The sequence below is a fragment of the Cupriavidus sp. UGS-1 genome (assembly GCF_021213615.1).
In the GTDB taxonomy this organism is placed as follows: domain Bacteria; phylum Pseudomonadota; class Gammaproteobacteria; order Burkholderiales; family Burkholderiaceae; genus Cupriavidus.
Map to the genome: position 1 here is coordinate 59,307 of NZ_JAJQJF010000011.1, position 24,460 is coordinate 83,766.

The 24,460-nt window shown below is 66.8% G+C and carries 24 protein-coding genes; 10 read left to right on the plus strand and 14 right to left on the minus strand.

Going from position 1 to position 24,460, the window contains the following annotated elements:
- Positions 1–17 precede the first annotated feature (17 nt).
- The 3 genes from LRR16_RS15355 to LRR16_RS15365 are packed head-to-tail and all read right to left on the minus strand — an operon-like array spanning position 18 to position 2,601.
- Positions 18–776, minus strand: coding sequence for an enoyl-CoA hydratase/isomerase family protein (locus LRR16_RS15355; RefSeq protein ID WP_232206412.1), 759 nt, complete (start codon positions 774–776; stop codon positions 18–20).
- Positions 777–829: 53 nt separating this feature from the next.
- Entirely contained in the window at positions 830–1,570 is a 741-nt protein-coding gene (locus tag LRR16_RS15360) for a glutathione S-transferase family protein (RefSeq protein ID WP_232206413.1), read from the minus strand.
- Between the two features lie 50 nt (positions 1,571–1,620).
- Positions 1,621–2,601 (minus strand): quinone oxidoreductase, encoded by a 981-nt coding sequence (locus LRR16_RS15365; RefSeq protein WP_232206414.1) that lies wholly within the window; start codon positions 2,599–2,601, stop codon positions 1,621–1,623.
- 213 nt (positions 2,602–2,814) lie between these two features.
- Between LRR16_RS15365 and LRR16_RS15370 the strand changes: the two genes are divergently transcribed.
- Both LRR16_RS15370 and LRR16_RS15375 read left to right on the plus strand, forming a co-directional pair.
- On the plus strand, positions 2,815–4,014 hold the full coding sequence (locus tag LRR16_RS15370) for a CaiB/BaiF CoA-transferase family protein (protein ID WP_232206415.1): 1,200 nt from the start codon (positions 2,815–2,817) through the stop codon (positions 4,012–4,014).
- Between the two features lie 96 nt (positions 4,015–4,110).
- Positions 4,111–5,103, plus strand: coding sequence for a tripartite tricarboxylate transporter substrate binding protein (locus tag LRR16_RS15375; RefSeq protein ID WP_064575481.1), 993 nt, complete (start codon positions 4,111–4,113; stop codon positions 5,101–5,103).
- Between the two features lie 66 nt (positions 5,104–5,169).
- On the opposite strand, the gene LRR16_RS15380 is transcribed toward LRR16_RS15375, so the two are convergent.
- Positions 5,170–5,853, minus strand: coding sequence for a GntR family transcriptional regulator (locus LRR16_RS15380; RefSeq protein ID WP_023265109.1), 684 nt, complete (start codon positions 5,851–5,853; stop codon positions 5,170–5,172).
- Between the two features lie 313 nt (positions 5,854–6,166).
- On the opposite strand from LRR16_RS15380, the gene LRR16_RS15385 reads away from it, so the two are divergent.
- Complete coding sequence (locus LRR16_RS15385) at positions 6,167–6,805, plus strand: DUF4142 domain-containing protein (protein WP_232206416.1); 639 nt, start codon at positions 6,167–6,169, stop codon at positions 6,803–6,805.
- Here the strand turns inward: LRR16_RS15385 and LRR16_RS15390 are convergent.
- From LRR16_RS15390 to LRR16_RS15400, 3 genes are all read right to left on the minus strand, one after another.
- On the minus strand, positions 6,714–7,184 hold the full coding sequence (locus tag LRR16_RS15390; protein ID WP_232206417.1) for a hypothetical protein: 471 nt from the start codon (positions 7,182–7,184) through the stop codon (positions 6,714–6,716). The genes LRR16_RS15385 and LRR16_RS15390 overlap by 92 nt on opposite strands.
- Positions 7,185–7,225: 41 nt before the next feature.
- On the minus strand, positions 7,226–8,908 hold the full coding sequence (locus LRR16_RS15395) for a hypothetical protein (protein ID WP_232206418.1): 1,683 nt from the start codon (positions 8,906–8,908) through the stop codon (positions 7,226–7,228).
- Between the two features lie 63 nt (positions 8,909–8,971).
- The gene (locus LRR16_RS15400) at positions 8,972–9,934 is read right to left on the minus strand and encodes a tripartite tricarboxylate transporter substrate binding protein (protein ID WP_232206489.1); all 963 of its coding nucleotides are present in this window, start codon (positions 9,932–9,934) and stop codon (positions 8,972–8,974) included.
- A gap of 268 nt (positions 9,935–10,202) precedes the next feature.
- Between LRR16_RS15400 and LRR16_RS15405 the strand changes: the two genes are divergently transcribed.
- A complete protein-coding gene (locus LRR16_RS15405; protein WP_232206419.1) occupies positions 10,203–10,901 on the plus strand; it encodes a GntR family transcriptional regulator in 699 nt (232 codons plus the stop codon).
- 92 nt (positions 10,902–10,993) lie between these two features.
- Here the strand turns inward: LRR16_RS15405 and LRR16_RS15410 are convergent, their stop codons facing one another.
- The 3 genes from LRR16_RS15410 to LRR16_RS15420 all read right to left on the minus strand — a co-directional run bounded on the left by LRR16_RS15410 (position 10,994) and on the right by LRR16_RS15420 (position 13,430).
- Positions 10,994–11,746, minus strand: a complete 753-nt coding sequence (locus tag LRR16_RS15410) for an amino acid ABC transporter ATP-binding protein (RefSeq protein WP_006576340.1) — start codon at positions 11,744–11,746, stop codon at positions 10,994–10,996.
- Between the two features lie 40 nt (positions 11,747–11,786).
- Entirely contained in the window at positions 11,787–12,440 is a 654-nt protein-coding gene (locus LRR16_RS15415) for an amino acid ABC transporter permease (RefSeq protein ID WP_006576339.1), read from the minus strand.
- A 186-nt stretch (positions 12,441–12,626) separates the two neighbouring features.
- A complete protein-coding gene (locus tag LRR16_RS15420; protein WP_232206420.1) occupies positions 12,627–13,430 on the minus strand; it encodes an amino acid ABC transporter substrate-binding protein in 804 nt (267 codons plus the stop codon).
- Between the two features lie 224 nt (positions 13,431–13,654).
- On the opposite strand from LRR16_RS15420, the gene LRR16_RS15425 reads away from it, so the two are divergent.
- The 4 genes from LRR16_RS15425 to LRR16_RS15440 all read left to right on the plus strand — a co-directional run bounded on the left by LRR16_RS15425 (position 13,655) and on the right by LRR16_RS15440 (position 17,769).
- The gene (locus LRR16_RS15425) at positions 13,655–14,536 is read left to right on the plus strand and encodes a Ku protein (protein ID WP_006576337.1); all 882 of its coding nucleotides are present in this window, start codon (positions 13,655–13,657) and stop codon (positions 14,534–14,536) included.
- A complete protein-coding gene (locus LRR16_RS15430; RefSeq protein WP_232206421.1) occupies positions 14,533–15,396 on the plus strand; it encodes a tetratricopeptide repeat protein in 864 nt (287 codons plus the stop codon). The genes LRR16_RS15425 and LRR16_RS15430 overlap by 4 nt, the downstream gene beginning before the upstream one ends.
- Positions 15,397–16,219: 823 nt before the next feature.
- Positions 16,220–17,080, plus strand: coding sequence for a FapA family protein (locus LRR16_RS15435; protein ID WP_232206422.1), 861 nt, complete (start codon positions 16,220–16,222; stop codon positions 17,078–17,080).
- Positions 17,081–17,097: 17 nt separating this feature from the next.
- The gene (locus tag LRR16_RS15440; protein ID WP_370646825.1) at positions 17,098–17,769 is read left to right on the plus strand and encodes an N-acetyltransferase; all 672 of its coding nucleotides are present in this window, start codon (positions 17,098–17,100) and stop codon (positions 17,767–17,769) included.
- 54 nt (positions 17,770–17,823) lie between these two features.
- On the opposite strand, the gene LRR16_RS15445 is transcribed toward LRR16_RS15440, so the two are convergent.
- From LRR16_RS15445 to hppD, 3 genes are all read right to left on the minus strand, one after another.
- Positions 17,824–19,026, minus strand: a complete 1,203-nt coding sequence (locus LRR16_RS15445) for an amino acid aminotransferase (protein WP_232206424.1) — start codon at positions 19,024–19,026, stop codon at positions 17,824–17,826.
- 107 nt (positions 19,027–19,133) lie between these two features.
- Complete coding sequence (locus LRR16_RS15450) at positions 19,134–20,519, minus strand: amino acid permease (RefSeq protein WP_232206425.1); 1,386 nt, start codon at positions 20,517–20,519, stop codon at positions 19,134–19,136.
- A gap of 196 nt (positions 20,520–20,715) precedes the next feature.
- Positions 20,716–21,789, minus strand: coding sequence for a 4-hydroxyphenylpyruvate dioxygenase (gene hppD / locus LRR16_RS15455; protein WP_023265103.1), 1,074 nt, complete (start codon positions 21,787–21,789; stop codon positions 20,716–20,718).
- Between the two features lie 261 nt (positions 21,790–22,050).
- Here hppD and LRR16_RS15460 point away from each other — a divergent pair, with 261 nt between their 5' ends.
- Positions 22,051–22,524 (plus strand): Lrp/AsnC family transcriptional regulator, encoded by a 474-nt coding sequence (locus LRR16_RS15460; RefSeq protein WP_006576330.1) that lies wholly within the window; start codon positions 22,051–22,053, stop codon positions 22,522–22,524.
- A gap of 169 nt (positions 22,525–22,693) precedes the next feature.
- A complete protein-coding gene (locus LRR16_RS15465) occupies positions 22,694–23,392 on the plus strand; it encodes an SDR family NAD(P)-dependent oxidoreductase (RefSeq protein WP_232206426.1) in 699 nt (232 codons plus the stop codon).
- Positions 23,393–23,508: 116 nt separating this feature from the next.
- On the opposite strand, the gene LRR16_RS15470 is transcribed toward LRR16_RS15465, so the two are convergent.
- Positions 23,509–24,417, minus strand: coding sequence for a LysR family transcriptional regulator (locus LRR16_RS15470; RefSeq protein WP_232206490.1), 909 nt, complete (start codon positions 24,415–24,417; stop codon positions 23,509–23,511).
- Between the last annotated feature and the right edge of the window lie 43 nt (positions 24,418–24,460).

Sequence of the window (24,460 nt, forward strand, 5' to 3'; positions counted from 1 at the left end):
GCGCGCTTCACTGCTCCCTATCGCCCGACAAAGCGCGGCGCGCGTTTCTCCTTCCACGCCAGCGCCCCCTCCTTGATGTCCTCCGATTGCACCGAGCGCTGCATGTCGGCGGTCAACGCCTCGACGTCGAGCACGCCGCGCGCGATCGCGTTCAGATGCTTTTTCATGCCGAACACCGAGATCGGCGCCAGCGAAGCGATGGTGGAAGACAGCTGCTCGACGCGCTCGCGCAGCGCACCGGCCGGCACCAGCTCGGTCAGGAAGCCGCAACGGAACATCGCCTGGGCATCGATCTTTTCGGCGGTCAGGAACAGATGCTTGGCGGCATTCAGTCCCAGCCGTGAGACATAACGCTCCATGCCGCGCTGGTAGAAATGCAGGCCCAGGCGGGCGGCCGGCATGAACATCTCGGTGGCCAGTGTGCCGATGCGGAAGTCGCAGGCGAGCGCGAGATCGGTGCCGCCGCCATAGACGCCGCCGTGAATCTCGGCAATGGTCACCGGGCGGCAATCCTCGAGCGCATTGACCAGCGGCTCGAACCCGGCGCCGCGCTGCCCCGCGGCCAGCTTGCCGATATCGAAGCCGCTGCAGAAGTACTTGCCGCTGCCGCGAATCCGCAGCACCAGCACATCGGCCTCATTGACCGTGTCGACGTGCTGGCGCAGCGCGGCCAGGTCGTCCGGCCCCAGCCGGTTGGCGACGTCCGGCCGGCTCAGCGTGATGGTGGCGATGCGGTCTTCGATCTGGAGGATGGGGAGCGATCCGGTGTCTGACATGGCTGACCTTGTAATGAGAGGGAGTAATCGAATCAAGGGGAAAGGAATGCCGCCTATGCGCTCGCCAGGGCATCGTCGAAACGGTCGATCCGCGCTTGCGCAAAGGCGGGACGGGCCTGCACCCGCTGCCACCAGTTGGCCACGGCGGGAGCGGAATCCGCTGACAGCGCATTGACATCGAGTTCGGCGAGCCGCGCGACGAACGGCACGGCGGCGATATCGGCCAGCGTGTAGCGATCGCCAAGCAACCAAGGACCGCCATCCGCGAGCATCGCCTCCATCTTCGGCACGATGGTCTTCAACTGGTCCAGCGCGGCGCGCTTCTCGTCCTCGGTATAGGGCTGTCGCGCGACGCGCAGCCACGCCTCGCGCCGTTGCGCGGTCGGCACGCGGGCCAGCCGTTCGGCCAGCTCGGCATCGGTCCATTGCGACGCCTGGGCCTGGAACACCAGGCTCCAGTTCAGGATCAGCAGGTTCGGCAGCGCGCGCTCGTCGGTCCAGCGAATGAAATTGCGCATCACGGCGCGCCGATAGGGATCGGCCGGCCGCAGCGGCGGCTGCGGATGCGTGTCGTCGAGGTATTCGCAAATGGTGCTGCTTTCGTGCAGCGCCCGGCCGTCGTCCAGCACCAGCCCCGGCACCACGCCGTTGGGGTTCACGGCCAGATAGGCCGCGGAGTGATGCTCCTGCCGGCGCATGTCGACCGGCACGCTGTCGTAGCGGATGCCCTTCTCCGCCAGGCACAGGCGCACCCGCCGCGACGCGCTGGACAGCCAGCTGTGATAGAGCTTCATGCCGGTTCTCCTCGCTACACCGGCGATGCCGGTTCCATTGATCGTTGGGCCTAAGGAATCAGCACCACGGCGCCGCTGGTCTGCCTGGCTTCGAGCTGACGATGGGCCTCGCGCGCATCGGCAAAGGCAAAGCGCTGCCCCACTTCGAGCCGGACATGGCCGGCGGCAACCGCGTCGGTCAGCGCCGCCATGCCCTTGCGTAACGAGGCGGCGTCGGCAATGAAGGTGCGCAACGTGGGACGACAGACCATCAGCGATTTCGCATGCAGCAACTGCAGGTCGAACGCCTCGACGTCGCCGGACGCGGTGCCGTAGTTGATCGCCATGCCGAGCGGCCGCAGGCACGACAGCGACGGCACGAACACGTCCTTGCCGACCGCGTCATAGACCACCGCGACGCCGCGGCCATCCGTCAGTTCGAGCGTGCGCGCGACGAAATCCTCGCGGCGATAGTCGATCGCGTGATGGCAGCCATGGGCCAGCGCGATCTCGCGCTTGGCCTCCGAGCCCACCGTGCCGATCACTGTCGCGCCCAGCGCCCGTGCCCATTGGCAAAGGATCACGCCCATGCCGCCGGCCGCCGCATGCACCAGCACCGCATCGCCGGCTTGAACCGGTGAAATCCGGCGCAGCAGATATTCCGCGGTCAGGCCACGCAGCAGCGTGGCGCCCGCCACGTCCTCCGGGATCTGCGGGGGTAATGGCACCACGCGTGCCGCGGGAACATTGCGCACCACCTGGTAGGCCCCCGGCTGGAAACACGCCACCGATTGGCCGACCTGCAGTCCGCTGACGCCCGGCCCCACCGCTTCGATACGCCCTGCCCCCTGCGAGCCGAGAACGACCGGGAACGACGTCGGCTGATGCGGGCCGTGGCTGCCGCGCCGTTGATAGATGTCGGCGAAATTGACCCCGATCGCGCGCTGCCGGATCCGGACCTCGCCCTCGCCGGGCGGCGGCACGGCGACCTCGATGAACTCCAGTTCGTCCGGGCCGCCGTTTCTCTGTATTTGTATTGCCGCCGAATGCATACGGTTCCTTGAAGGGAAAAACGCGTCCGCGTACTGAACGTCACTTGCTGGCGCGGGGCCTTGACCGAATCGCAAAGTGTGGACGGGCTGCCGCCAGCCGCACAGCGCAAAGTCTAGGACACGATGTGGTCGTCCGCATCCATATAACCCCTTATTCGTATACACACGATTCTTGTGCGTATACTCGCCGCACCCTCTCATTCCTTCCGCGCCATGGCCCAATCCGACTCCCGACTCCCCCTGCACGGCATCAACGTCCTGGACCTCACTGTCGCCCGCGCCGGCCCGGCCGCGGTCCGGCTGCTTTCGGACTGGGGCGCCAATGTGATCCGGCTCGAGCCTCCGCCGCCGAAGGACCACGGCTCGGTGACGGGCCAGCGCCGCGGCTCGGACGAGCAGAACCTTCACCGCAACAAGCGCAGCATGTGCGTGGACCTGAAGACGCCGGAAGGCGCGCAGATCCTGGCGCGGCTGCTCGAGAACACCGACGTGGTGGTCGAGAACTTCCGTTCGGTGGTCAAGGCGAGGCTCGGGTTGACGTACGAGGCGCTGAGCGCGCGCAATCCGCGCGTGATCCTGGCCAGCATCTCGGGCTTCGGCCAGGACGGCCCGTACAGCGAACGGCCCGGGGTCGACCAGATCGTCCAGGGCATGTGCGGCCTGAGCTCGGTGACCGGCGAGCCCGGGCGCGGGCCGGTCCGTGTCGGCATCGCGATCTCCGATACGACGGCAGGCATGTTCCTGGGCCAGGGGATCTTGCTGGCGCTGTTCCATCGCGAACGGACCGGGCGTGGCCAATGGGTCCATACCTCGCTGATCGAGTCGATGCTGAACAAGCTCGATTTCCAGGCGGCGCGCTACACGGTCGACGGCGAAGTGCCGACGCAGCAGGGCAACGCGCATCCGACCCTGGTGCCGATGGGGACCTATCGCGCCAGCGACGGGCTCGTCAATATCGCGGCCAGCACGCAGCGGATGTGGGCCAATTTCTGCCAGGCGCTGGAGGCGCACGATCTGCTCGACCACGCCGACTATCGCGACGCGCGATCGCGTGCCCGCCACCGGACGCGGCTCGACGAAGCGATCGAGGCCTACACCTCGCGCTTTACCTGCGCGGAACTGATGGCGCGGCTCAATCCGGCCGGCGTGCCTTGCGGCCCCGTCCTCGATATCGGCCAGGCGTTCGAGGACCCGCAGGTACGCCATCTCGGCATGACGCGGTCCGTGCGTCATCCGGTGCTCGGCGAACTGGACCTGCTGCGCTCCCCGATCAATCTGTCCGCCGCGCCCCACCCGGAGCGCTTTGCGCGCGCTGCGCCGGACCCGGGCGAGCAGACCGACGAGCTGCTCGGCGAGTTGGGCTTTGCGCCGGAGCTGATCGCGCAGTGGCGCGACAAGGGCGCGATTGCCTGACGAATAGGCCTGACGAATAGGCCTGACGATCGCCCTGACGATCGACGCGGGGCCGCAGAGCCCGATCGACCCATACAACACGACAAGGAGACACCGATGCACAGCCATTCCACCCGGACTGTCACGTCCTTCGCGGCCCTGGCGGCCGTGGGTCTGATCGGCACCGCCGCATCCGGCCACGCGATGGCCGACGGCTATCCGAACAAGCCGATCCGGCTGGTGATTGGTTACACGCCGGCAGGCGCGGCCGACTTCGTTGCACGCGTCGTCGGCGAGGCGATGTCCAAGGAGCTGGGGCAACCGGTCGTCGTCGAGAACAAGCCCGGCGCCGGCAGCACGCTCGCATCGGCATGGCTGGCGCAGGCGCCGGCGGACGGCTATACCCTCGGGCTCGCTACCGCGACGATCTATGGCATGGACCAGCACCTGTACAAGGTCAAGTACAAGCCCGACAGCTTCACGCCGATTACCCGGCTGACCATCTCGCCGCTGATCCTGGCCGTCAACAAGGACCTCGGCATCGCCGATGTCAAGACGCTGGCCGCCAAGGCAAAGGCGAATCCGGGCAAGTTCAACTATGCGTCTTCAGGCATCGGCGGCTCACCGCATGTCGCGGGGCTGTCGTTCGCGAATGCGATCGGCGTCGACATGACGCACGTGCCGTACAAGGGCGGCGCGCCGGCCTTGCAGGCGGTGGCCGCGGGCGAAGTGGAGTTTTCCTTCGGCACGGCATCGTCGGTGCTGCCGCTCGGCACGCAGGGTGTGGTCAAGATGATCGGCGTCACCACGCCGCAGCGTTCCGCGGTGGCGCCGGGTCTGCCGACCATTGCGGAGTTGGGATTGCCGGGCTTCGACTACACCTTCTGGTTCGGGCTGTTCGGACCGGCGGGACTGCCCAAGGACGTGACAGACAAGCTCTATGCGGCCGCTACCAAGGTGCTGGCCGACCCGGCGATTCGCACGCGTCTTGTCGACAACGGCAGCGAGCCCGCGCCGTCGCGCTCGCCGGCGGAGTTCAAGCAATGGGCGCAGCAGGATGGCAAGGTCGCGCTGCAACGCACGGTGCAGGCCGGTGTGAAGATCGACTGAATGGTCGATTGAATGGCCAATTGAATGGTCGACTGAATCGCGGCGCGCATCCAGGCGCGCCCTCCTTCAGCGCGGCGCCTTGGCGCCGACCGCCTCGTCCGGCATCGACGCGATCATGTCCGCGTAGACGTTGCCGCCGGTCGAGATATGCTCGACCATCGCGCGCGCCGCCGCTTCTTCATCGCCGCGCAGGATCGCTTCCATCACCGCGCCATGCTCTTCGAGCGAGGCGCGAATGCGCGCGGGCTTCTCGAAGCGGTAGTCGCGCATGCCGCGCATGCGGGCCCGCATCGTGCGGATTTGCGCGCTGAGGATCTCGTTGCGGCAGGCATCGTAGATGACCGCGTGGAACCCGTCGTTGGCCTCGCGATAGCGGTCCGCGCTGGCCTGCGCGGCGGCCTGCTGGCACGCCGCGTAGGCCTCGCGCAGTGCCTCCCGTTCGGATTCGGTGATGCGCCGCGCCGCCAGCTGGGCCGCCAATGCCTCGAGCTGGACCAGGATCTCGCTCATCGCGACGTATTCGCGCAGCGTGATCGCCGATACGATCGCGCCGCGGCGCGGCACCAGGTCTACCAGCCCCGCCGACGCCAGCCGGATCAATGCCTCCCGCACCGGCGTACGCGATACCGAGAAACGCGACAGCAATTGCTGCTCGTCGAGTTGGGCGCCGCTGGCCAGCTTGCCGGAGAGGATCTCCTGTTCGATGGTGGCGCGGATCGTTTCCGCCAGACTCGTTCGCTCTTCGGGCATGCGGCAGGGACATCGGTTTGAGTGGGGCCAATTCTACTACGGCGCCCCTCGAAAACGGCTTTTTTGCATGCACTGCGACGCGTTGTGTGTACGGAGCGGAAGACAGCCGCTCCGTACACAGCGGATTCCACGGTTCGAGCGTTTTTACCGCCGCATGCAATTTTTTCGCCGGCGGGCACGCTCGCGAAGGCCGTCGTCGCGGGCGCCCTGCGTTCGCGGGCCTCGTTGCACCGCCTGGCGGCGCGCGGGACCGAGCTGGGCGTGGATATTGCTGAACGAGGCATACCCATCCACGATCAAGGGAGAACATGCCATGCCCATTCGTATCATTCGCACCAAAGCACTCAGCGTCCTCGGTACCGCCGCCTGCTCCCTGCTGCTGTCCTCGGCGGTGATGGCGCAGGGCACCAGCACCGCGCCGAAGAACACGGCGCCCGGCAATATGCCCGCCACGACCGCAACGGATGAGAGCGGCACGCGGGGCACCGCCCGCGATACCAGCAAGCTGGTGCGCGCCGACCGCAGCTTCCTCGAGAACGCAGCACAAGGCGGCCTGGCCGAGGTCGAAGGCAGCAAGCTGGCCGAACAGAAGGCCTCCAGCGCCGACGTCAAAACCTTCGCGGCCCGCATGGTCAAGGACCACACCACGGTCAACGAGGAGCTGACCAAGCTGGCCTCGAGCAAGGGCTATACGCCGCCGACCGAACCGTCGGTCGTGCAGCGCACCGAGCTCAAGGGACTCAGCGCCCTGGACGGCGAGCGCTTCGACAAGATGTACGCCAGCCGGATCGGCGTCGCCGCGCATGAAAAGACGGTCAAGCTGTTCCAGGAAGCAGCCAGGAACGCGAAGGATCCCGACATCAAGGCCTTTGCCGCCAAGCACGTGCCGGATCTGGAGCAGCATCTGCAAATGGCGCGCGACCTGAACAAGAAGGTCGGCAACGACAAGTAAGCTCTCGTCGGGTCAGTAACGCCGGCAGGCCGCCGTCGATGGCCAGCATCGGCAGCCACATCGTCGCCAGATAGGCCGCTACCTGCAAATTCGGCGGCATCGCGGCGGCGGCCTGCAAACCCGGCCCGCACAGCACCGGCATCGCCACGACCATCGCGGCGATCCGCAGCGCCACGCCGATCGTCCCGTCGCGTGTCGGCGCACGCGGCAGTGCGCAACCGAGCATCATTGCGGCGCTGCTGACCGGAAAGGCGCGCAGGTGGTCCACCGTCCATTGCCCGAAGACGGTCGGGTCGATCCACGGCCCCGAGGTGGCGCAGCGCTGCAGATAGAGCGTGGCGCCGTGCCACAGGCCATCGAGAGCGAGATCGGCGGCCATCGCGCCGGCCGCGATGGCAATGGCGAGGGACAGGCGAGCCCTCAATCCGATGCCGCCCCGCCATGGCAGCAGTGGCCGGCCTGAGCCGGCGCGGCATCCTGTACCGCCGAGCCCTCCGTGCCGCAGCAGTTGCCGGGCAGCACCGGCGCCTGCACGCCGCTGTGGTTGCAGCATCCGCCCTTCCACCAGCGCGCGCCCTCGCCTTCGCAGTACTTGGCATCGGCATCCACCATCCGCATGAACATCGGGTGGTAGTTGCGGCAGACCTCCAGCTCCGTCTTGACCCAGTGCAGCGGGTCCTTCGCATAGTGCGACCAGTAGTCGCCCTGCATATTGATGCCGGGCACGGCCGGGTTCCAGCTCTCGTCGAGCCACAGGTCGGGGTCGCCGTACTTCGCGCACAGCTTGCGGATCGCGGGATCGTCGAGCGCCAGCAGCCGGCCGTTCTCGATGATGTTCTCGTTGTCGCCGGACCGTTCGGTCGTGTACGTCGGGAAGTAGAGGTGCAGGTGCCAATGGCCGACCAGGTGCCCCATCCTGGCGGCCTCGCGCTCGGCCATCGACGAGATGATGGTGCCGAAGCCCATATGGATGACGCCGGAGCGCACGCGTTCATACAGGCAATTGACGAAGCCCGACGGAAAGTCCTTGCGCGGCCGATGGATATGCGGATTGGTGCCGATCGACGCCTCCCACCAGTACATCAGGCCCTTGCCCGGGAAGGTCGGATACTGGATGTCCCTGGTCTGCTCCATCACGTTGCGCAGCTTGTCGCCGAAGTCGCCACCGGCGTTGATGCGCGTGATCTTCGAATTCTCGACGACGAGCTGGGTCCAGTCGCACGGCGCGATATGGTTGGTGGTGCCGGCGATCACGCCGCAGCCGTCCTCCTTGAACGGATGGAACATCCACGGACGCCCGGTGATATGGCCCGGCAGATAGGTCTTGCCGAAATGCTCGTTGCCGCGCCAGGTCGCCGCCGTCAGGTCCGGGTGATAGAACTCGCGCCGCGCGTCCCAGTAGTCGTCGTGATTGGTGAAGCTGATGTCGGTGCCTTCGGGGTCCGTAATGCGGGCTCGCCGCGCGGTACGGATCCGATCCCAGGTCCAGCGGTCGATCGCGTTGATCACCTCAATCGGCATCGCGTGCGCCGGTGAGGCGAGGATTTCCGGCGTGATGAACGGCATGCGCTGGATCTTGATGAAGCGCTCGGCCAGCACCGGGCCGCCGTAGCCCATCAGGATCTTGTCGTACTGCTGCTTCTTCTCTTCCTCCTCCCACATGTCCATCCACTGCGCCAGCTCGCGCGTGCGGAACAGGTAGTAGTCGACCTCGTCGGCGCCGACCCAGGTCGGGATCGGACCGCGATCGACCTTCTGGATCTCGTACTTGACCTTGTACGTCTCGAGGATGCGCTGGCACGCCTGGATCGTCAGCTCGCTGTGCCAGTTGTCGACGCGCAGCAGCACGCGCTCGCCCTCCTTCAGGTCCCAGCAGGCATTGAGCCCGTGGTTGTACGGACGACGCGCGACATGCTCGAGATACGGCAGCAGCTGGTCGGCATCGGTGATCTCGACGAACGGCGGGCAGCGCGGACGGCGGCTGTCCTTCAGCGGCGGACGGTCGTAGTGCGGCAGTCCGCTGCGATCGTCGGCGGCGGGCGAGCGGGTATCCGGGCTGGGGCTGAGATTGCGGTCGGCGTTGGTGGTGAGGTTCGCGGTCATGTCTGTCTCGGTTCTTGAGGGATCGAGGGGCGTAGAGGATCGGGCGATGCGAAGATCCGGCGATCAATCGACGCTGGCCCCGGAGCGCTTGACCAGCGCTCCCCAGCGTTCGTATTCGGCGCGGACGAACTGCGCGAAGGCCGCGCTCGATTGCGGTACCGGCTCGGCGCCGCGGTCCAGCAGTTGCTGCCGCAGCGCGGGGTCGGCCAGCGCCTTCTGGATCGCGGCCTGGACCTTGGCGACCACCTCCGGTGGCGTGCCCTTCGGCACGAAGATGCCGTCCCACGCGCTGACCTCGAAGCCGGCCACGCCCTGCTCCGCCACGGTTGGCACATTGGGGAAGCTCGACACGCGCTGTGCCGTCGTCACGGCAAGCCCCTGCAACTTGCCGCCGCGCACCGCCGGCATGACGTTGGGCATCACCTCGATCATCAGGTCGACCTGGCCACCCATCAGATCCGTCAGCGCCAGTGCGCCGCCGCGGTACGGCACATGCACCATCGCAACGCCGGTCGACGCCTTCAGCAGTTCGGACGCCAGATGCGAGGTGGTGCCATTGCCGGCCGACGCGACCGTGTATTTGCCGGGATTGGCCTTGAGCGCCTGCAGCAGCTCCGGGAAGGTCTTCGCGGGAAAGCCGGGACGCGTAACCACCATCGTCGCAATACGCGTCAATTGCGCGACGGGCACGAAGTCCTGCATCGCGTCGAAGCCGGTGCGCTTGTACAGCGCGTGATTGATGGCGAAGGTGCCATTGGTGCCATAGAGCAGCGTGTAGCCGTCCGGCGCCGCCTTGGCGGCGGCCTGCGAGCCGATATTGCCGCCGGCGCCGGCGACGTTTTCGATCACCAGCGTCTGGCCCAGCTCCTTGCCGACGCGGGTCATCACCAGGCGCGCCAGCGTGTCGCCGCCACCGCCGGCCGGAAACGGCACGATCAGGCGGATCGCCTTCGACGGATACGGCTCGGACGCGGCGAGCGAAGGCGCGGCGCCGGCCAGCAGCCCCGACGCGATGGCGATGGCCACCGCTCGGCGGCGCAGGGAAATGGCGGGGAAGCGGGCGAGCAAGCGGGCGGGCGAACGCGAGGCTCGCCGCCCCGGAATCCGGGATGGCACGGTCTTGTCTCCTGTTCGGCATTTAGGCGACGTTTGCATGCAAACATGCTTGCCTATGCCTCGTATTATCGATTCAGCTTTATTTTTGCATGCAGTATTGGCGATGCGGCGAGCTGCGTCAAGCCGTCCCCGTGTCATAATGAAGCCCGGCAAGTTCGCCCTAATGCACTTTTTACCGATGGCCTCTCAGATCGAACGCGTGACGATGGAATTGCGGCGCCGCATCCTGGCGGGCGAGCTGCAGGCCGGCGAACGGATCCGCGAGGTGCAGTTCTCCGGCGAACTGGGCGTGTCGCGCACCCCGCTACGGCTGGCGCTGGGCGAGCTGGAAAAGGAAGGGCTACTGGAGCGGCTGCCCACGCGCGGCTTCCGCGTGCGTCAGGTCACGCTGGACGAAGTGGCGATGGCGATCGACGTGCGCGGCACGCTCGAAGGCATGGCGGCCCGGCTGCTGGCCGAGCACGGCGTCACCAGGGAGGTATTGGCGGAGCTGCAGGCCTGCGTCGGCGAAGGGCGCGTGCTGGTCGAACAGGCGCTGCTCGGCCGCGATACGCCGGTCGATACCGCACGCTGGGCCGCAATGAATGCGCGCTTTCATCGCGCGCTGGTGGAAGGCGCGGCCAATCCCGCGCTGGCCTCGGCGCTCGACCATATCGCCAAGACGCCGATGGCCGGCCCCGGCGCGCTTGGCGCGGCCGGCGTGCAGCCGTCGCTCGAACTGGCCTTCGTGCAGCGGGCCCAGTTCGATCACGAGGATGTGGTGCGGGCCATCGTCGCGCACGAAGGGGCACGGGCCGAAGCGCTGATGCGCGAGCACGCGCGCCGCAGCCGCGACAACAAGCGCGCGCTGGTGCAGGGGCTGCATCCGGCGACGTAGCGGGCCAGCGCCCGCCTCGCCTCGCCTCGCCTCGCCTCGCCTCGCCTTGCTTCGCTCTCGCCGTGCCGTGCCGTGCCGTGCCGTGCCGTGCCTTACAGCATATGGGCCAGAAACTCGCGCGTGCGGGGATGCTGCGGCGCGCGGAAGAACTCCTCGGACGGCGCGCTCTCGACGATGCGGCCCTGGTCCATGAACACGACCCGGTGCGCGACCTCGCGCGCGAAGCCCATTTCGTGCGTGACCACCAGCATCGTCATGTGGTCGTCCGCCAACTGCCGCATCGTGCGCAGCACCTCGCCGGTCAGCTCCGGGTCCAGCGCCGAGGTCGGTTCGTCGAACAGCATGATGTCGGGCTCCATCGCCAGCGCACGCGCGATGGCCACGCGCTGCTTCTGCCCGCCCGACAGCCGCGACGGGTAGTTGTCGCGCTTCTCCAGCAGCCCCACCTTGCGCAGCAGCGCATCGGCGGTCGGCACGATGGCCTCGCGCGCGATGCCCTTGACCGTCATCGGCGCCTCGATGATGTTCTGCAGCACCGTCATGTGTGGGAACAGATTGAACGACTGGAACACCATGCCCATCTTGCGGCAGATGCGGCGTACCTCGGCGTCGGAAACATAACGGCTGCGCTGGTCCGCGCCGGGCTCGGCCAGCGTCTCGCCCTCGATCTCGATGCTGCCGCCGTCGATCGTCTCGAGATGGTTCAGGCAGCGCAGCAGCGTGCTTTTGCCCGAGCCGGACGGCCCGATCACCGCCACCACCTCGCCCTTGCGCAGCGTCAGCGAGACGCCGTGCAGCACGCGATTGGCGCCGAAAGACTTGACGATGTCGCTGGCGCGGATCATCACCGGGCGTTGCTGCCCGTCGCCGTCGCGGCTCTGCGGCTCATTGATCGTGTGCGGCATAGCGTTTTTCCAGGCTTTGGAACATCCAGGTCAGCAGCAGCGTCATCAGCAGATAGAAGGCCGCGGCGACCAGGAACGGCGTGGTGGTGAAGTCGCGCTGCACGATGCCGCGCGCGGTGCGCAGGATGTCGTTCAGCGCCAGCACGTAGATCAGCGAGGTGTCCTTGACCAGCGTGATGGTCTCGTTGCTGACCGGCGGCAGCACGCGCCGCACCATCTGCGGCAGCACCACGCGGCGCATCGTCTGCAGGTAGGTCATGCCCAGCGCCTTGCTGGCTTCGTACTGGCCGCGGTCCACGGACTGGATGCCGGCGCGGAAGATCTCGGCGAAATACGCCGCGTAGTTCAACGCGAAGGCCACCACCGCCGCGGGGAAGTCCGGCAGGCGCACGCCGACCACCGGCAGCAACGGCAGCGCGAAATAGACGAACAGCAGCTGCAGCATCAGCGGCGTGCCGCGCATCAGCCAGATATAGCCGTTGACGGCGACGCTCAGCGGCCGCCATGCCGACAGGCGCGCCAGTGCCAGCGCCAGCCCCAGCGGCACCGACAGCGCCAGCGTGATGAAGAACAGCGAGAGCGTGATCCGCGCGCCCTGCGCCATCGGTCCCAGCAGGGAGAGAACGTAGTCCATGGATCGAAACCCGGCGCGCGGGGGTACAGGAGGAAGAATCGAGACGGCAAGGTCTCGACGACCATCATGTCGTTCCCGCGAAAGCGGGAATCCAGCGTCTGTGGAAGCCGCTGGGTCCCCGCCTTCGCGGGGACGACAGGATGTTACGCCAACAGGCTCTTGCGTTGGCCCGGCGGAACGCCGCGCTTACTTGATCAGATTCGCGCCGAACCACTGCTGCGCGATACGCGCGGCCGTGCCGTCCTGCTTCATCTCGGCCAGCGTCTTGTCCAGTTGGGCCAGCAGCTCGCCGTCGTCCTTGCGCAGGCCCACGCCGTAGTCCTCGGTGCCGAAGTTCTCGTCGAGCACGCGGTACTCGCCGGCGCGCTTGCTGACCAGGTAGCGGCCCACGACCTCATCGACGACGATCGCATCGAGGCGGCCAGCCGACAGGTCCATCAGCGCGGTCACGTTGTCGCCGAAGGTCTTCAGTTCCTTGATGCTGGCGGCGACCTGCGCTTCCTTGCGGATCGCGTCGACCGCGCTGCTGCCGTCCTGCGCGCCGACGATGCGGCCGGCCAGATCGGCCTTGGCCTTGATCGGCGAGGCGCTGCCCACGACGATGATCTGGTGGTTGCTCATATAGGGCGCGGTGAAGCTGATGTTCTTCTTGCGCTCTTCGGTGATGGTCAGGCCGTTCCACAGCACGTCGACGCGCTTGCCGTTCAGTTCGGCCTCCTTGGCGCTCCAGTCGATCGGCTTGAACTCGACCGTCATGCCGAGCCGGCGCGCGGCCTCCTTGGCCATGTCGATATCGAAGCCGACGATCTCATTGTTGGCATCGCGAAAGCCCATCGGCGGGAAGTTGTCGTCCAGGCCGACCACGACGGTCCGGGCGGCCGCGGCCGGGGCGCTGGCGGCACCGGCCGCAGCCGGGGCTTGCTCGGACTTGCCGCAGGCGGCGAACAGGGCCACGGCGGAGACGATCAGGAGGGCTTTCAGTGATTTCATGATGTGAGAGGAGCGGAGCGAGAGAGATCAGAGCAAAGGCGGGCGATGCCCGGGGCCATCCGACATCCCGCTTCGACACGGTGAGATGGCGGCAAACCCGCCATTATACGAAAGACCGATCCGTTCGGAGAATGTGGCGCACAGGCCGGCGTCGCCGGTCCGTGTCGTCTATCCTTTAGCAATGTGCTAAATCCTTTAGCAATGCGAACACGAAAGGTGACGACATGGCCGCACGCTCCATCGCCTCCCTCTCGCTGAGCTTCGGCTTGGTTTCCATCCCGGTCCGGGTCTTTTCCGCGACCGAAAGCAAGTCCGGCGTCGGTTTCAATCTGCTGCACAAGGGCTGCGGCTCGCGGCTGCGGCAGCAGTACATCTGCCAGCGCGAGGGCGTGGTGGTCGAGCGTGCCGACATGGTCAAGGGCTACGAGTTCGAGAAGGACCGCTACGTGGTCTTCACGCCCGAGGAGCTCGATGCGCTGGAGACCGGCGCGCGCCACACCATCGACATCGTCGCCTTCATGCCGACCGGCGCCATCGACCCGATCTATTTCGACAAGGCCTACTATCTGGCCCCCGACAAGCGTGGCGCCAAGCCGTACAGCCTGCTGACCGAGGCGATGCGCAAGACCGGGACCTGCGCGCTGGCCACCTGGGTATGGAAAGGCAAGCAGTACATGGTGCAGGTGCGCGCCAACGACGACGGCCTGGTGCTGCAGCAATTGCTCTATGCGGACGAGGTCCGCTCGATGGCCGATCTGAACGTCGAGCGCACCGACATCCGTCCCGCCGAACTGACGCTGGCCGAGCAGCTGATCGAGCAGAGCACGGTGGAGGCCTACGACCCCGCGGCCTATCAGGACGAGGAGAAGCTGCGCGTGCTGGCCGAGATCGACAAGAAGATCGAGGGCAAGAAGATCACGGTATCGGCGACGGCGGAGCGGCCCAGCGAAGGCGGCGAGGTGATCGACCTGATGGCGGCGCTGAAGGCGAGCCTGAGCAAATCGCAGGCCGCGGCGAAGAAGCCCGCCCGCGAGACGGCGCCGCGCAAGAGCGCCAAGCGCGCCGCGGAGCCCGCGGCCCCGATTCGACGTACCGCCAGGAAATGAGCGCCGTCGGCAAGGACAGCTTCACGCTGAAGGACATCGAAGGCACGTTCGGCGTCTCGCGCGGGACGGTGGCGAGCCTGACGCGCGCGGGCTTGCTCGAACCGGTCAAGGGCAGCCGCGGCGAGCGCCAGTATTCGTTCCAGGACGTGGTGTTGATCCGCACCGCGGATTCGCTGAAGAAGGCCAATGTCCCGCCGCGCCGCGTCACCCGCGCGTTGCAGCGCCTGAAGGCATGGTCGCAGGACCGGCCGCTGTCGGGCGTGCGAATCGCGGCGGTCGGCAATGGCGTGGTCGTCTCGGAAGCGCATCGCCAGTGGGAGGTGGAAACCGGCCAGCTGGTGATGGAACTGCAGCCGAGCCGGTCGCAGCCGGGCGCGGTGCTGTCGATCCAGTCGGCGAGGAAGTCGGACAACTGCGCCGAGGACCGCGCCAATGATGGGACCGATGCCGGCACCGACGCGGGCACGTGGTTCCAGCTCGGCTGCCAGCTCGAAGCGCAGGACATGCGCAAGGCCGAGCAGGCCTACCGCCGCGCGATTGCGATCGCGCCCGACTACGCCGACCCCTATCTGAACCTAGGCTGCCTGCTGACGGAAGCCGGGCGCGTGCAGGAGGCCGAAGCGCTGTATCGGGACGCGGTCGCCGCCATCGGCGATGAGCCGCTGCTCCACTTCAACCTCGGCGTCACGCTCGAGGATCTGGAGCGATACGAGGACGCGCTGCGCAGCTATCACCGCTGCATCGATATCGCGCCCGACATGGCCGACGCGCATTTCAACGCGGCCCGCCTGCACGAGCAACTGGGCGACGCGCATCGCGCGATCCGGCACTTCAATCAGTACCGGAAGTACTGCCGCTGAAGCCCTGTCGCGCACGCTTGGTGCGCCGCAAGGTTGAGACTTCTCAACGGCTATGGGATACTTGCCCTGCTTTCGCCCCTTTTTTCAGGGCCGATGGAGCAAACGCTCCACCGAAAGCCCGCCATTCGCGCCTGCGTCTGGCCAATCTTCCTTCCTTCAAATTCGCGACCGAATGCAAACCGTCCTGCGCCGCACCGCCCTTTTCCAGCATGCCCTGCATGCTGTGGCGGCACGCGCGTACGGCGACGCTTGCGGCTTTGCCGCGCGTCAGGCCATGGTCGCCCGCACATCCCATATTCCCGCCGTGCTTCTCTCAGCCGTGCGGGGAGCCAGGGACTAAGCCACACCACAGTCCCACACCGGTCTCCCTGGCACGGCACATTGCCCGGGGATCGCCATCCATCGATGGCGGTCCACTGTTCAACGTGCAAATGGGAGAGCGCATGTCCGCCAAGACCAAAAAATCCGCCGCCGTCTATTACCGCGCCGTGCTCGCCATGGCCGGGATTGCCGCGCTTTATCTGGCGGTTGAATTTCTCGTGCTGAATCCGCTGTAGGCGGTTTGGGCGTGTTGCCCTCTCCCCCCCAGCCCCTCTCCCGCAGGCGGGAGAGGGGAGCAGGCCATCGGCACGCAGGAATGCAGTCGCGATCCCGGGCTCCCTCTGCCGCTCGCGGGCGCGGGAAGTCATCAGCCGACACGCAAGCCTTGATACCGCGCCGGCCTGCCCTCTCCCGCTTGCGGGAGAGGGTTGGGGAGAGGGCAACCCCCATCGCCCACAGCACGCCAGCCTCCCTTTCACCGACTACCGAGATCCCGATGTCCATGGAACTCACCCAGAATTTCGTCAAGGCGAAACGCCCCTGCGCCGACGGCTACAAATGGTTCCTGCGCAACCGGCATGACGGCAGCGACTACCAGCGGCTGCTCGATGCGCTGGTCGATGCCGGCCGCGTCGGCGACGCATGCTGGCTGCTGGACCAGTTCGGTCCCACCGATGCCGTGCTGACGCTCGATGCGCTGAACGCCGGCGCGCTGGTCTTCGCCGGCACGCTGGTCGTGCGCGGTGCCATCGATGTCGATTCCGTGGTCCGGGCCGGACGCACGATCCGCGTCGGCGGCGGCATTCGCGCCGGCACCGCGATCATCGCCGGTGAAGATATCGATTGCGCGGGCAATTTGTACAGCGGCGGCGCGATCGAAGCCGGCGGCGACATCAAGGCCGCGTGGGGCATCGACGTCGCGACCTTTCTCGATGCCAAGGGCAGCGTGCGCGCGGGCTGGGACATCAGCGCGGGCGAGCATATTCACGTCGGCCGCAATCTGCGCGCGGGCGACAGCATCGCCGCGCAGCACGCGATCCGCTGCGGCGGCACGCTGAAGGCCGACGGCGATCTGCAAGGCCACGGCATCAGTGCCGGCCAGGGCATCGAGGCCGGCGGCACGATCCGCAGCAGCCACCATATCGAAGCCGGCTGGGGCATCAAGGCAAGCGGGTCGATCGTCGCCGATAGCGCGATCAAGGCCGGCGAAGGCGTGCAGACCGACGAAGAGATCGTCACCGGACCGGGATACGGCATTCATGCGGGACTGAACGTGCGGATCGATATCTGGGACGTCAGCGCGCGCATCGTTGCCCGCACCAAGCCGCAGAACCTGGTCAGCGGCGCCTGGCAGACCGGTTGACCGCCGCCATGTCATCGATGCTGGCTCACGCGGCGTTCGGCGCCGTTGCATGGCGCGGTTCCCCGCGCCGGCGGCACGCAAGCCGTCCTGCCCTCGCCCGCCTGCTGCGCGCCATCGAGCTGCGCATCGACGTCGAGCACGCGCCCGACACGCTCGAGGCCGAATTGCAGGCGCTGTACGACCGGCTCTACCAGCCCGGCGACTGCCTGCACGACATCGCGGCAACACCGTCCGCGCTGCCCGGCCTGGTCGTGCGCTACCGCGAAGCGGATGGCGAGTACTACTTCTATGTCGAAGATACGGTGCGGCGCCGCCTGGCTGGCTATACCGTCTTCAACCGGCTGGTCGAACTGGACCGCCGCGCCGACCGCCATCTGCGCGCACCGCATTCGAAGTTCGCCCCGCCCTACCAGCGCCGCGGCCTGGCCTCGGCGATCTATCGCTCGTATCTGGACGCGGGACACTGCCTGATCACCGGCGCACGGCAATCGCCCGGCGCGCATGCGCTATGGGAGGCCCTGGCGCACAACTACGAGCGCGGCTATGTCGATCTGCGCAGCAAGACGCTGTGCTATCTGGGGCCGGAGGTCTGCGAATCGGTGCTCAGCGATCTGCATACCCGGATGGTGCTGCTGGGAAGAGGATGGACAATTCCGGCGCTGGCTTCTGCGACCGGGATGGTGATGTAAACGAAGAAAGGCCAGCGCACTTCCGTACGCTGGCCCTTCCCTGGCGCTGCAGGATCAGCCCTTCGCGCCCATCACGCCGGCGATCGCCTTCGCGACCACCGCCACGTTGCCGTGGTTCAGGCCGGCGACGCACATGCGGCCCGAGCGCACCAGATAGACGCCATGCTCGGTGCGCAGCGTATCGACCTGCTCGGCCGACAGGCCGGTGTAGGTGAACATGCCGCGCTGCGCAAGATAGCGCGACAGGTCCGCACCGCCGGCCAGGCGCTGCAGATTGTCGTGGATTGCCGTGCGCATCGCCGCGATGCGGTCGCGCATGGCGGCCAGCTCGGCCTCCCACGACTGGCGCAGCGCCGGGGTCGTCAGCACCTTGCCGACGATGCGCGCGCCGTGCGTCGGCGGGTTGCTGTAGTTGGCGCGCACCGCGCCGGTCAGCTGGCCCAGCACGCGGCCGGCTTCCTCGGCGTTCGCGCAGACCACCGACAGGCCGCCGCAGCGCTCGCCGTACAGCGAGAAGTTCTTCGAGAACGAATTGGCCACCAGGCACGGCACGCCTTCGCGCACGAGCTCATGGATCACGAAGGCATCGTCGTCCAGGCTGGTGCCGAAGCCCTGGTAGGCCATGTCGACGAACGGCAGCAGGCCGCGCGACTTGAACACGGCGATGACCTCGCGCCATTGCGATTCGTTCAGGTCCACGCCGGTCGGGTTGTGGCAGCAGGCGTGCAGCAGCACCACATGACCCTTCGGCACCTGGCGCAGCGCGTCGATCATCGCGTCGAAGCGCAGGCCGCCGGTGGCGTCGTCATAGTAGGGATAGCTGTTGACCTGGAAGCCGGCGCGCTCGAACACCACGCGATGGTTGTCCCAGCTCGGATCGCTGATCCACACCTGCGCCTCGGGGAAATAGCGCTTCAGGAAGTCGGCGCCGACGCGCAGCGCGCCCGAGCCGCCCAGCGTCTGGATCGTGGCCACACGGTTCTCGGCCAGCGCGGCGCTGTCCGCGCCGAATACCAGCTGCTGCACGGCCTGGCGATAGCCGGGGATGCCGGCCATCGGCAGATACGGGCGCGGCCCCTGGTCGGCGACCAGCGCGGCTTCGGCCTCGCGCACCGCGGCCATCAGCGGCAGGCGGCCTGCGTCGTCGAAGCAGACGCCGATCGTCAGGTTGACCTTGTCCTGACGCGGGTCTTGCGCGAAGTTCTCGTTCAGGGACAGGATGGGGTCGCCGGGGTAGGCGTCGATATGAGCAAACATGAAAACCTCAGGCCAGATTTGAGACCGATCCAAATTCAGTGATGACGCGCGGCGTGGCGAGCGGCGCGGGGGCGCCGCATCGCATTGCCGTCACCGCCATTACTGGTTCAGCGTACCGGCGCGCCTTGCGGCAGCGCTTGCGCGGCGTCCTTGTTCCGCAGCCGGTAGCACACTGCCAGCACGCCCAGCCATACCGGGATCAGATAGACCGAGAGGCGCAGGTCCGGCGTCAGGTACATGATCACCAGGATGCCGGCCATGAAGACCAGGCACAGGTAATTGGTCAGCGGGTAGCCGAAGCTCTGGAAGCGCGTGGTCACGCCGGCGCTGCGCTTGTGGGCGCGGAACTTCAGATGGATCACGCTGATCATCGCCCAGTTGATGATCAGGGCCGACACCACCAGGCCCATCAGCAGCTGAAACGCCTTGCCCGGGATCAGGTAGTTGATCAGCACGCAGACCGCCGTGGCAGCCGCCGAGGCGCCCAGCGCCACGACCGGAATACCGCGCCGATTGACCTTCAGCAGTGCCTTGGGCGCATTGCCCTGGCGCGCCAGGCCGAACAACATGCGGCTGTTGCAGTAAACGCCGCTATTGTAGACCGACAGCGCCGCGGTCAGCACCACCACGTTCAGCACGTTGGCGACCCAGTTGCTGTTCAGCGCATGGAAGATCAGCACGAACGGGCTGCCGCCGCTGGCGACGTTTTCCCACGGGTACAGCGACAGCAGCACGCCGAGCGCGCCGACATAGAAGATCAGGATGCGATAGATGACCTGGTTGGTCGCCTTCGGGATCGTCTTCTCGGGCGAATCGGCTTCGGCCGCGGTAATGCCCACGAGCTCGAGGCCGCCGAACGAGAACATGATCACCGCCATCGCCATCACCAGGCCGGACAGGCCGTTCGGGAAGAAGCCGCCGTGCTGCCACAGGTTGGCCACCGTGGCCTGCGGGCCAGCCTCGCCGGACACCAGCAGATAGCCGCCGAAGCCGATCATGCCGATGATCGCCGCGACCTTGATGATCGAGAACCAGAACTCGGCCTCGCCGAAGGACTTGACGCTGGCCAGATTGACCGCGTTGATGATCAGGAAGAAGGCCAGCGCCGACACCCAGGTCGGAATCTCGGGCCACCAGTACTGGACGTAGATGCCGACCGCCGACAGCTCGGCCATGCTGACCAGGATATAGAGCACCCAGTAGTTCCAGCCCGACATGAAGCCGGCGAAATTGCCGTAGTACTTGTTGGCGAAATAGCTGAAGGAGCCCGCCACCGGCTCGTCGACCACCATTTCGCCGAGCTGGCGCATGATGAAAAAGGCGACGATGCCGGCAATGGCATAGCCCAGCAATACCGAGGGGCCGGCCATCTTGATGGTCTGGGCGATGCCCAGGAACAGGCCCGTGCCGATGGCACCGCCCAGCGCGATCAGCTGGATGTGCCGGTTCTTCAGGCCGCGGTGGAGCGCGCGGTCCGTATTGTCTGCATGCATGAAGTGTTTCCTCTACCCATTCTTTTGGAATGATAGCCGGGCGCCTCTATCGGACGGGCGCTTGTGGCTGTGCGCTGCCGCGGCGCGGGTAGCGCCGGGCAGTCGGTGGATATGACCCTGTGAATAGTCCCGACGCGATCGTCGGGCTCGCAGCCGATCCGTGGAATCAGACCGGCCCGACCGATCGATCAGACGATCAGACGGTCAGCACGCCCCGCTCGATCTGGTCGCGCTCGAGCGATTCGAACAGCGCCTTGAAGTTGCCTTCGCCGAAGCCTTCGTCGCCTTCGCGCTGGATGAACTCGAAGAACACGGGGCCGAGCAGCGGCTTCGAGAAGATCTGCAGCAGCAGGCGGCGCTGACCGCCTTCGGTGGTGCCGTCGAGCAGGATGCCGCGGGCCTGCAGCTGGTCGACCGGCTGGCCATGGCCGGGCAGGCGCTTGGCCAGGTTGTCGTAGTAGTACTGGTTCGGCGCGGTCGCCAGCGGCACGCCCGACAGTTGCAGGTTGTCGATGACCTCGATCAGGTTGTCGCACAGGAAGGCGATGTGCTGGATGCCTTCGCCGTTGAACTCCATCAGGAATTCCTCGATCTGGCCGCCGCCCTTCTGCGATTCCTCGTTCAGCGGAATGCGGATCTTGCCGTCCGGCGCGGTCATCGCCTTCGAGGTCAGGCCGGTGTACTCGCCCTTGATGTCGAAGTAGCGGATCTCGCGGAAGTTGAACAGCTTCTCGTAGAAGTCAGCCCAGTACGCCATGCGGCCACGGTAGACGTTGTGCGTCAGGTGGTCGATCAGCTTCAGGCCGTGGCCGACGGGGCGGCGGTCCACGCCTTCGACGAATTCGAAGTCGATGTCGTAGATGCTCTTGCCGTCTTCGAAGCGGTCGATCAGGTACAGCGGCGCGCCGCCGATGCCCTTGATCGCCGGCAGGCGCAGCTCCATCGGGCCGGTCGGGATCTCGATCGGCTGCGCGCCCAGCTCGAGCGCACGGGCGTAGGCCTTGTGCGAGTCCTTGACGCGGAACGCCATGCCGCAGGCGCTCGGGCCGTGCTCGGCGGCGAAGTACGCGGCCAGGCTGTTCGGCTCGCGATTGACGATGAAATTGACGTCGCCCTGGCGATACAGCACCACGTCCTTGGAGCGGTGGCGGGCCACCAGCGTGAAGCCCATCTGTTCGAACAGGGGCTCGAGCACGTTCGGCGTCGGCGAGGCGAATTCGACGAATTCAAAGCCCATCAGCTGCATCGGGTTGTCAAAGAGATCGCTCATATCGTCTTCTGGCAAGTGGGTTGTGGGTCCGGGATGCCGGGGCATCCCCCGGGGAAATATTATTTCGGCTTCGCATGCGTCCGGCGGCACTGGCGCGCGTCGGCCCCTCGGGGCCTCGGCATGTACCCGGGACAGTCGGCGGCATGCAGCGATGCGATGCAGTTTATATTTCGGGGCGCCAAATTGGATTTCGTTAAAACCACAGGGAAACCCTAGGATGTGAGATAACATTTCATCCATACGCGCCTTGGAGAAATAAAGATGCATTCGATCGAACTGGACCGTACCGACCGCCGCCTGCTGGACGTTTTGCAGGAGCACGGCCGCGCCTCCAACCTGGAACTGGCCGAGGCCATCAACCTGTCGCCGGCGCAGACTTTGCGGCGTCACCGGCGCCTGGAGGAAAGCGGCATCATCAAGCGCTACGAGGCGCGGCTCGACGGCGCCATGCTCGGCTTCGGCGTAGTGGCATTCATCCATGTGACGATGGAACGCGGCCATATCCGCGACCTGTCCAAGTTCAAGGGCCTGGTCACCGAGCTGGCCCAGATCCAGGAGTGCTTCTCCGTGACCGGCGATATCGATTACGTACTGAAGGTGGTCGCGCGGGATCTGAAGTCGCTGTCGGATTTCCTGCTCGATACGCTGATGCGGATTCCCGGCGTCAGCGGCGTTCGATCCAGTGTATGCCTTGACGAGATCAAGTGCACCAGTGCGATGCCGCTGGAGCTGTAGGCGGGCCCTCGGCCCCGATATCGGCGCCATGCCGCAATTTTCTGCCGCGACACAGGGTTAGCCCGAGCCGCAATCGCAACATCCTGTTGGGCGCCCCGCCATACACTGGGCGCCGACCGCATCGGCGCCGGCCGTCGGCGCCACGCAACGTATATCCAGGAGATCCGACATGGCATTCGACTTCCACGACAAGACCGTCCTCATCACCGGCGCGGCCGGCAACCTCGGCCGCGCCGTCGCCGACGCCTTTGCGCGTGCCGGCGCACGGCTGGTGCTGGTCGACCGCCCCGGTGTGAGCCCCGCCCTTCCCGCCGGCGAGCATCTCGCGGTAGAAGCGGACCTGCTGGACGCGGCCGCGGTCAAGCGCGCGGTCGAACAGGCGATCGGCAGCGCCAACCGTATCGACGTGGTGTGCAATCTGGCCGGTGGATTCGGCATGGGCCCGGTCGTCGGCGAAGGCGCGGATGCGCAGTGGGAGCGGATGTTCGACCTGAACCTGCGCACCGTGCTGAACGTGTCGCGCGCGGTGGTGCCGCACATGATCGCGGCCGGCGGCGGCAGGATCGTCAATGTCGGCGCGAACTCCGCCGCGCGGGGGCTCGCGCAGATGGGTGCCTACTGCGCGTCCAAGGACGCGCTGGCGCGGCTGACCGAGGCGCTGTCGGCCGAAGTGCGCGACCAGGGCATCCATGTCAACGCGGTGCTGCCCAGCGTGCTCGATACCCCGGAAAACCGTGCGGCGATGCCGGACGCCGACGCCTCGCGCTGGGTCGACCCCGCGGCGCTGGCCGACGCAATCCTGTTCCTGGCCTCGGACGCCGCCCGCGCGATTCACGGCGCGCTGCTGCCGGTGGTGAATCGGGCCTGAGGCCGGGCCCAGGCTTGCCTGGGGCGATGCAGTCGCCTGCGCCGCTTGCACCGCCGCGCCCTCTCCCCAGCCCTCTCCCGCAAGCGGGAGAGGGCCGCCCCGCGCGCCAACCGTCGCTACTTCAGCGGCCCGAAGCGCTCCTCGTACAGCGCCGCGACCCAATCGACGAACGCGCGTACCCGCGGCGCCAGCTGGCGCTGCGACGTGTACATGACCGAGATCGGCAGTTCCGGGCACGGCCAGTCCGCCAGCACCTGCACCAGCCGCCCCGCGCGCAGATGCTCCTCGAGACGGAAGCGCGGCACCTGGATCAGCCCGCAGCCGGCCAGGCCGGCCTGCGTATAGCACTCGGCGTCGCTGACGGTGATCCAGCCTCGCGGCAGGTATTCCACGACCTCGCCGTCGATCCGTACGGTGAACGGGTAGCGATAGTCGTGATTGCGCGAGAAAAAGCCCACGCCCTGGTGCTGCGCGAGCTCGTCGGGATGGCGCGGCGTGCCGTGCCGCTCCAGATAGGCCGGGCTGGCACAGATGATCTCGGGCAGATTGGCCAGGCGGCGCGCGACCAGCGACGATTCTCGCGGCACGCCGGCCCGCACCACGCAATCGATGCCCTCCCCGACCAGGTCGACCAGCCGGTCGCCGCTGCTGATCACCAGCTCGATATGCGGATAGCGCCGATGGAAGTCGTCGATCCGCGGCAGGATGATCATCGCCGCGTGGATGCCATGCAGATCGAGCCGCAGCGTGCCGCGCGGATCCGATACGTGGCTGCTCAGCGAGGTCTCCGCATTTTCGAGCTCGGCCAGCACGCGCTTGCTGCGCTCGTAGAACGCCTGGCCGTCGAGCGTCGGCCGCACCTGGCGCGTGGTCCGTTCCAGCAAGCGCACGCCGAGCCTGGCTTCCAGTTCCTTGATCGCATGCGTGGCGGTCGCGCGCGGAATATTGAGCGCGTTGGCGGCACCGGAGAAGGTGCCCAGTTCCACGATGCGGGTAAACAGTTGCAAGGCGTCGAAGCGGTCCATGCCGTTGGGATCGATCTGCATTGAAGGTCCGGCAGAATTAACA

Excerpts from the sequence above, each read along its gene's own strand:
- LRR16_RS15355 (WP_232206412.1), bottom strand. The coding sequence starts at position 776 with ATGTCAGACACCGGATCGCTCCCCATCCTCCAGATCGAAGACCGCATC.
- LRR16_RS15360 (WP_232206413.1), bottom strand. The coding sequence starts at position 1,570 with ATGAAGCTCTATCACAGCTGGCTGTCCAGCGCGTCGCGGCGGGTGCGC.
- LRR16_RS15365 (WP_232206414.1), bottom strand. The coding sequence starts at position 2,601 with ATGCATTCGGCGGCAATACAAATACAGAGAAACGGCGGCCCGGACGAA.
- LRR16_RS15370 (WP_232206415.1), top strand. The coding sequence starts at position 2,815 with ATGGCCCAATCCGACTCCCGACTCCCCCTGCACGGCATCAACGTCCTG.
- LRR16_RS15375 (WP_064575481.1), top strand. The coding sequence starts at position 4,111 with ATGCACAGCCATTCCACCCGGACTGTCACGTCCTTCGCGGCCCTGGCG.
- LRR16_RS15380 (WP_023265109.1), bottom strand. The coding sequence starts at position 5,853 with ATGCCCGAAGAGCGAACGAGTCTGGCGGAAACGATCCGCGCCACCATC.
- LRR16_RS15385 (WP_232206416.1), top strand. The coding sequence starts at position 6,167 with ATGCCCATTCGTATCATTCGCACCAAAGCACTCAGCGTCCTCGGTACC.
- LRR16_RS15390 (WP_232206417.1), bottom strand. The coding sequence starts at position 7,184 with ATGGCCGCCGATCTCGCTCTCGATGGCCTGTGGCACGGCGCCACGCTC.
- LRR16_RS15395 (WP_232206418.1), bottom strand. The coding sequence starts at position 8,908 with ATGACCGCGAACCTCACCACCAACGCCGACCGCAATCTCAGCCCCAGC.
- LRR16_RS15405 (WP_232206419.1), top strand. The coding sequence starts at position 10,203 with ATGGCCTCTCAGATCGAACGCGTGACGATGGAATTGCGGCGCCGCATC.
- LRR16_RS15410 (WP_006576340.1), bottom strand. The coding sequence starts at position 11,746 with ATGATCCGCGCCAGCGACATCGTCAAGTCTTTCGGCGCCAATCGCGTG.
- LRR16_RS15415 (WP_006576339.1), bottom strand. The coding sequence starts at position 12,440 with ATGGACTACGTTCTCTCCCTGCTGGGACCGATGGCGCAGGGCGCGCGG.
- LRR16_RS15420 (WP_232206420.1), bottom strand. The coding sequence starts at position 13,430 with ATGAAATCACTGAAAGCCCTCCTGATCGTCTCCGCCGTGGCCCTGTTC.
- LRR16_RS15425 (WP_006576337.1), top strand. The coding sequence starts at position 13,655 with ATGGCCGCACGCTCCATCGCCTCCCTCTCGCTGAGCTTCGGCTTGGTT.
- LRR16_RS15430 (WP_232206421.1), top strand. The coding sequence starts at position 14,533 with ATGAGCGCCGTCGGCAAGGACAGCTTCACGCTGAAGGACATCGAAGGC.
- LRR16_RS15435 (WP_232206422.1), top strand. The coding sequence starts at position 16,220 with ATGGAACTCACCCAGAATTTCGTCAAGGCGAAACGCCCCTGCGCCGAC.
- LRR16_RS15440 (WP_370646825.1), top strand. The coding sequence starts at position 17,098 with ATGCTGGCTCACGCGGCGTTCGGCGCCGTTGCATGGCGCGGTTCCCCG.
- LRR16_RS15445 (WP_232206424.1), bottom strand. The coding sequence starts at position 19,026 with ATGTTTGCTCATATCGACGCCTACCCCGGCGACCCCATCCTGTCCCTG.
- LRR16_RS15450 (WP_232206425.1), bottom strand. The coding sequence starts at position 20,519 with ATGCATGCAGACAATACGGACCGCGCGCTCCACCGCGGCCTGAAGAAC.
- hppD (WP_023265103.1), bottom strand. The coding sequence starts at position 21,789 with ATGAGCGATCTCTTTGACAACCCGATGCAGCTGATGGGCTTTGAATTC.
- LRR16_RS15460 (WP_006576330.1), top strand. The coding sequence starts at position 22,051 with ATGCATTCGATCGAACTGGACCGTACCGACCGCCGCCTGCTGGACGTT.
- LRR16_RS15465 (WP_232206426.1), top strand. The coding sequence starts at position 22,694 with ATGGCATTCGACTTCCACGACAAGACCGTCCTCATCACCGGCGCGGCC.
- LRR16_RS15470 (WP_232206490.1), bottom strand. The coding sequence starts at position 24,417 with ATGGACCGCTTCGACGCCTTGCAACTGTTTACCCGCATCGTGGAACTG.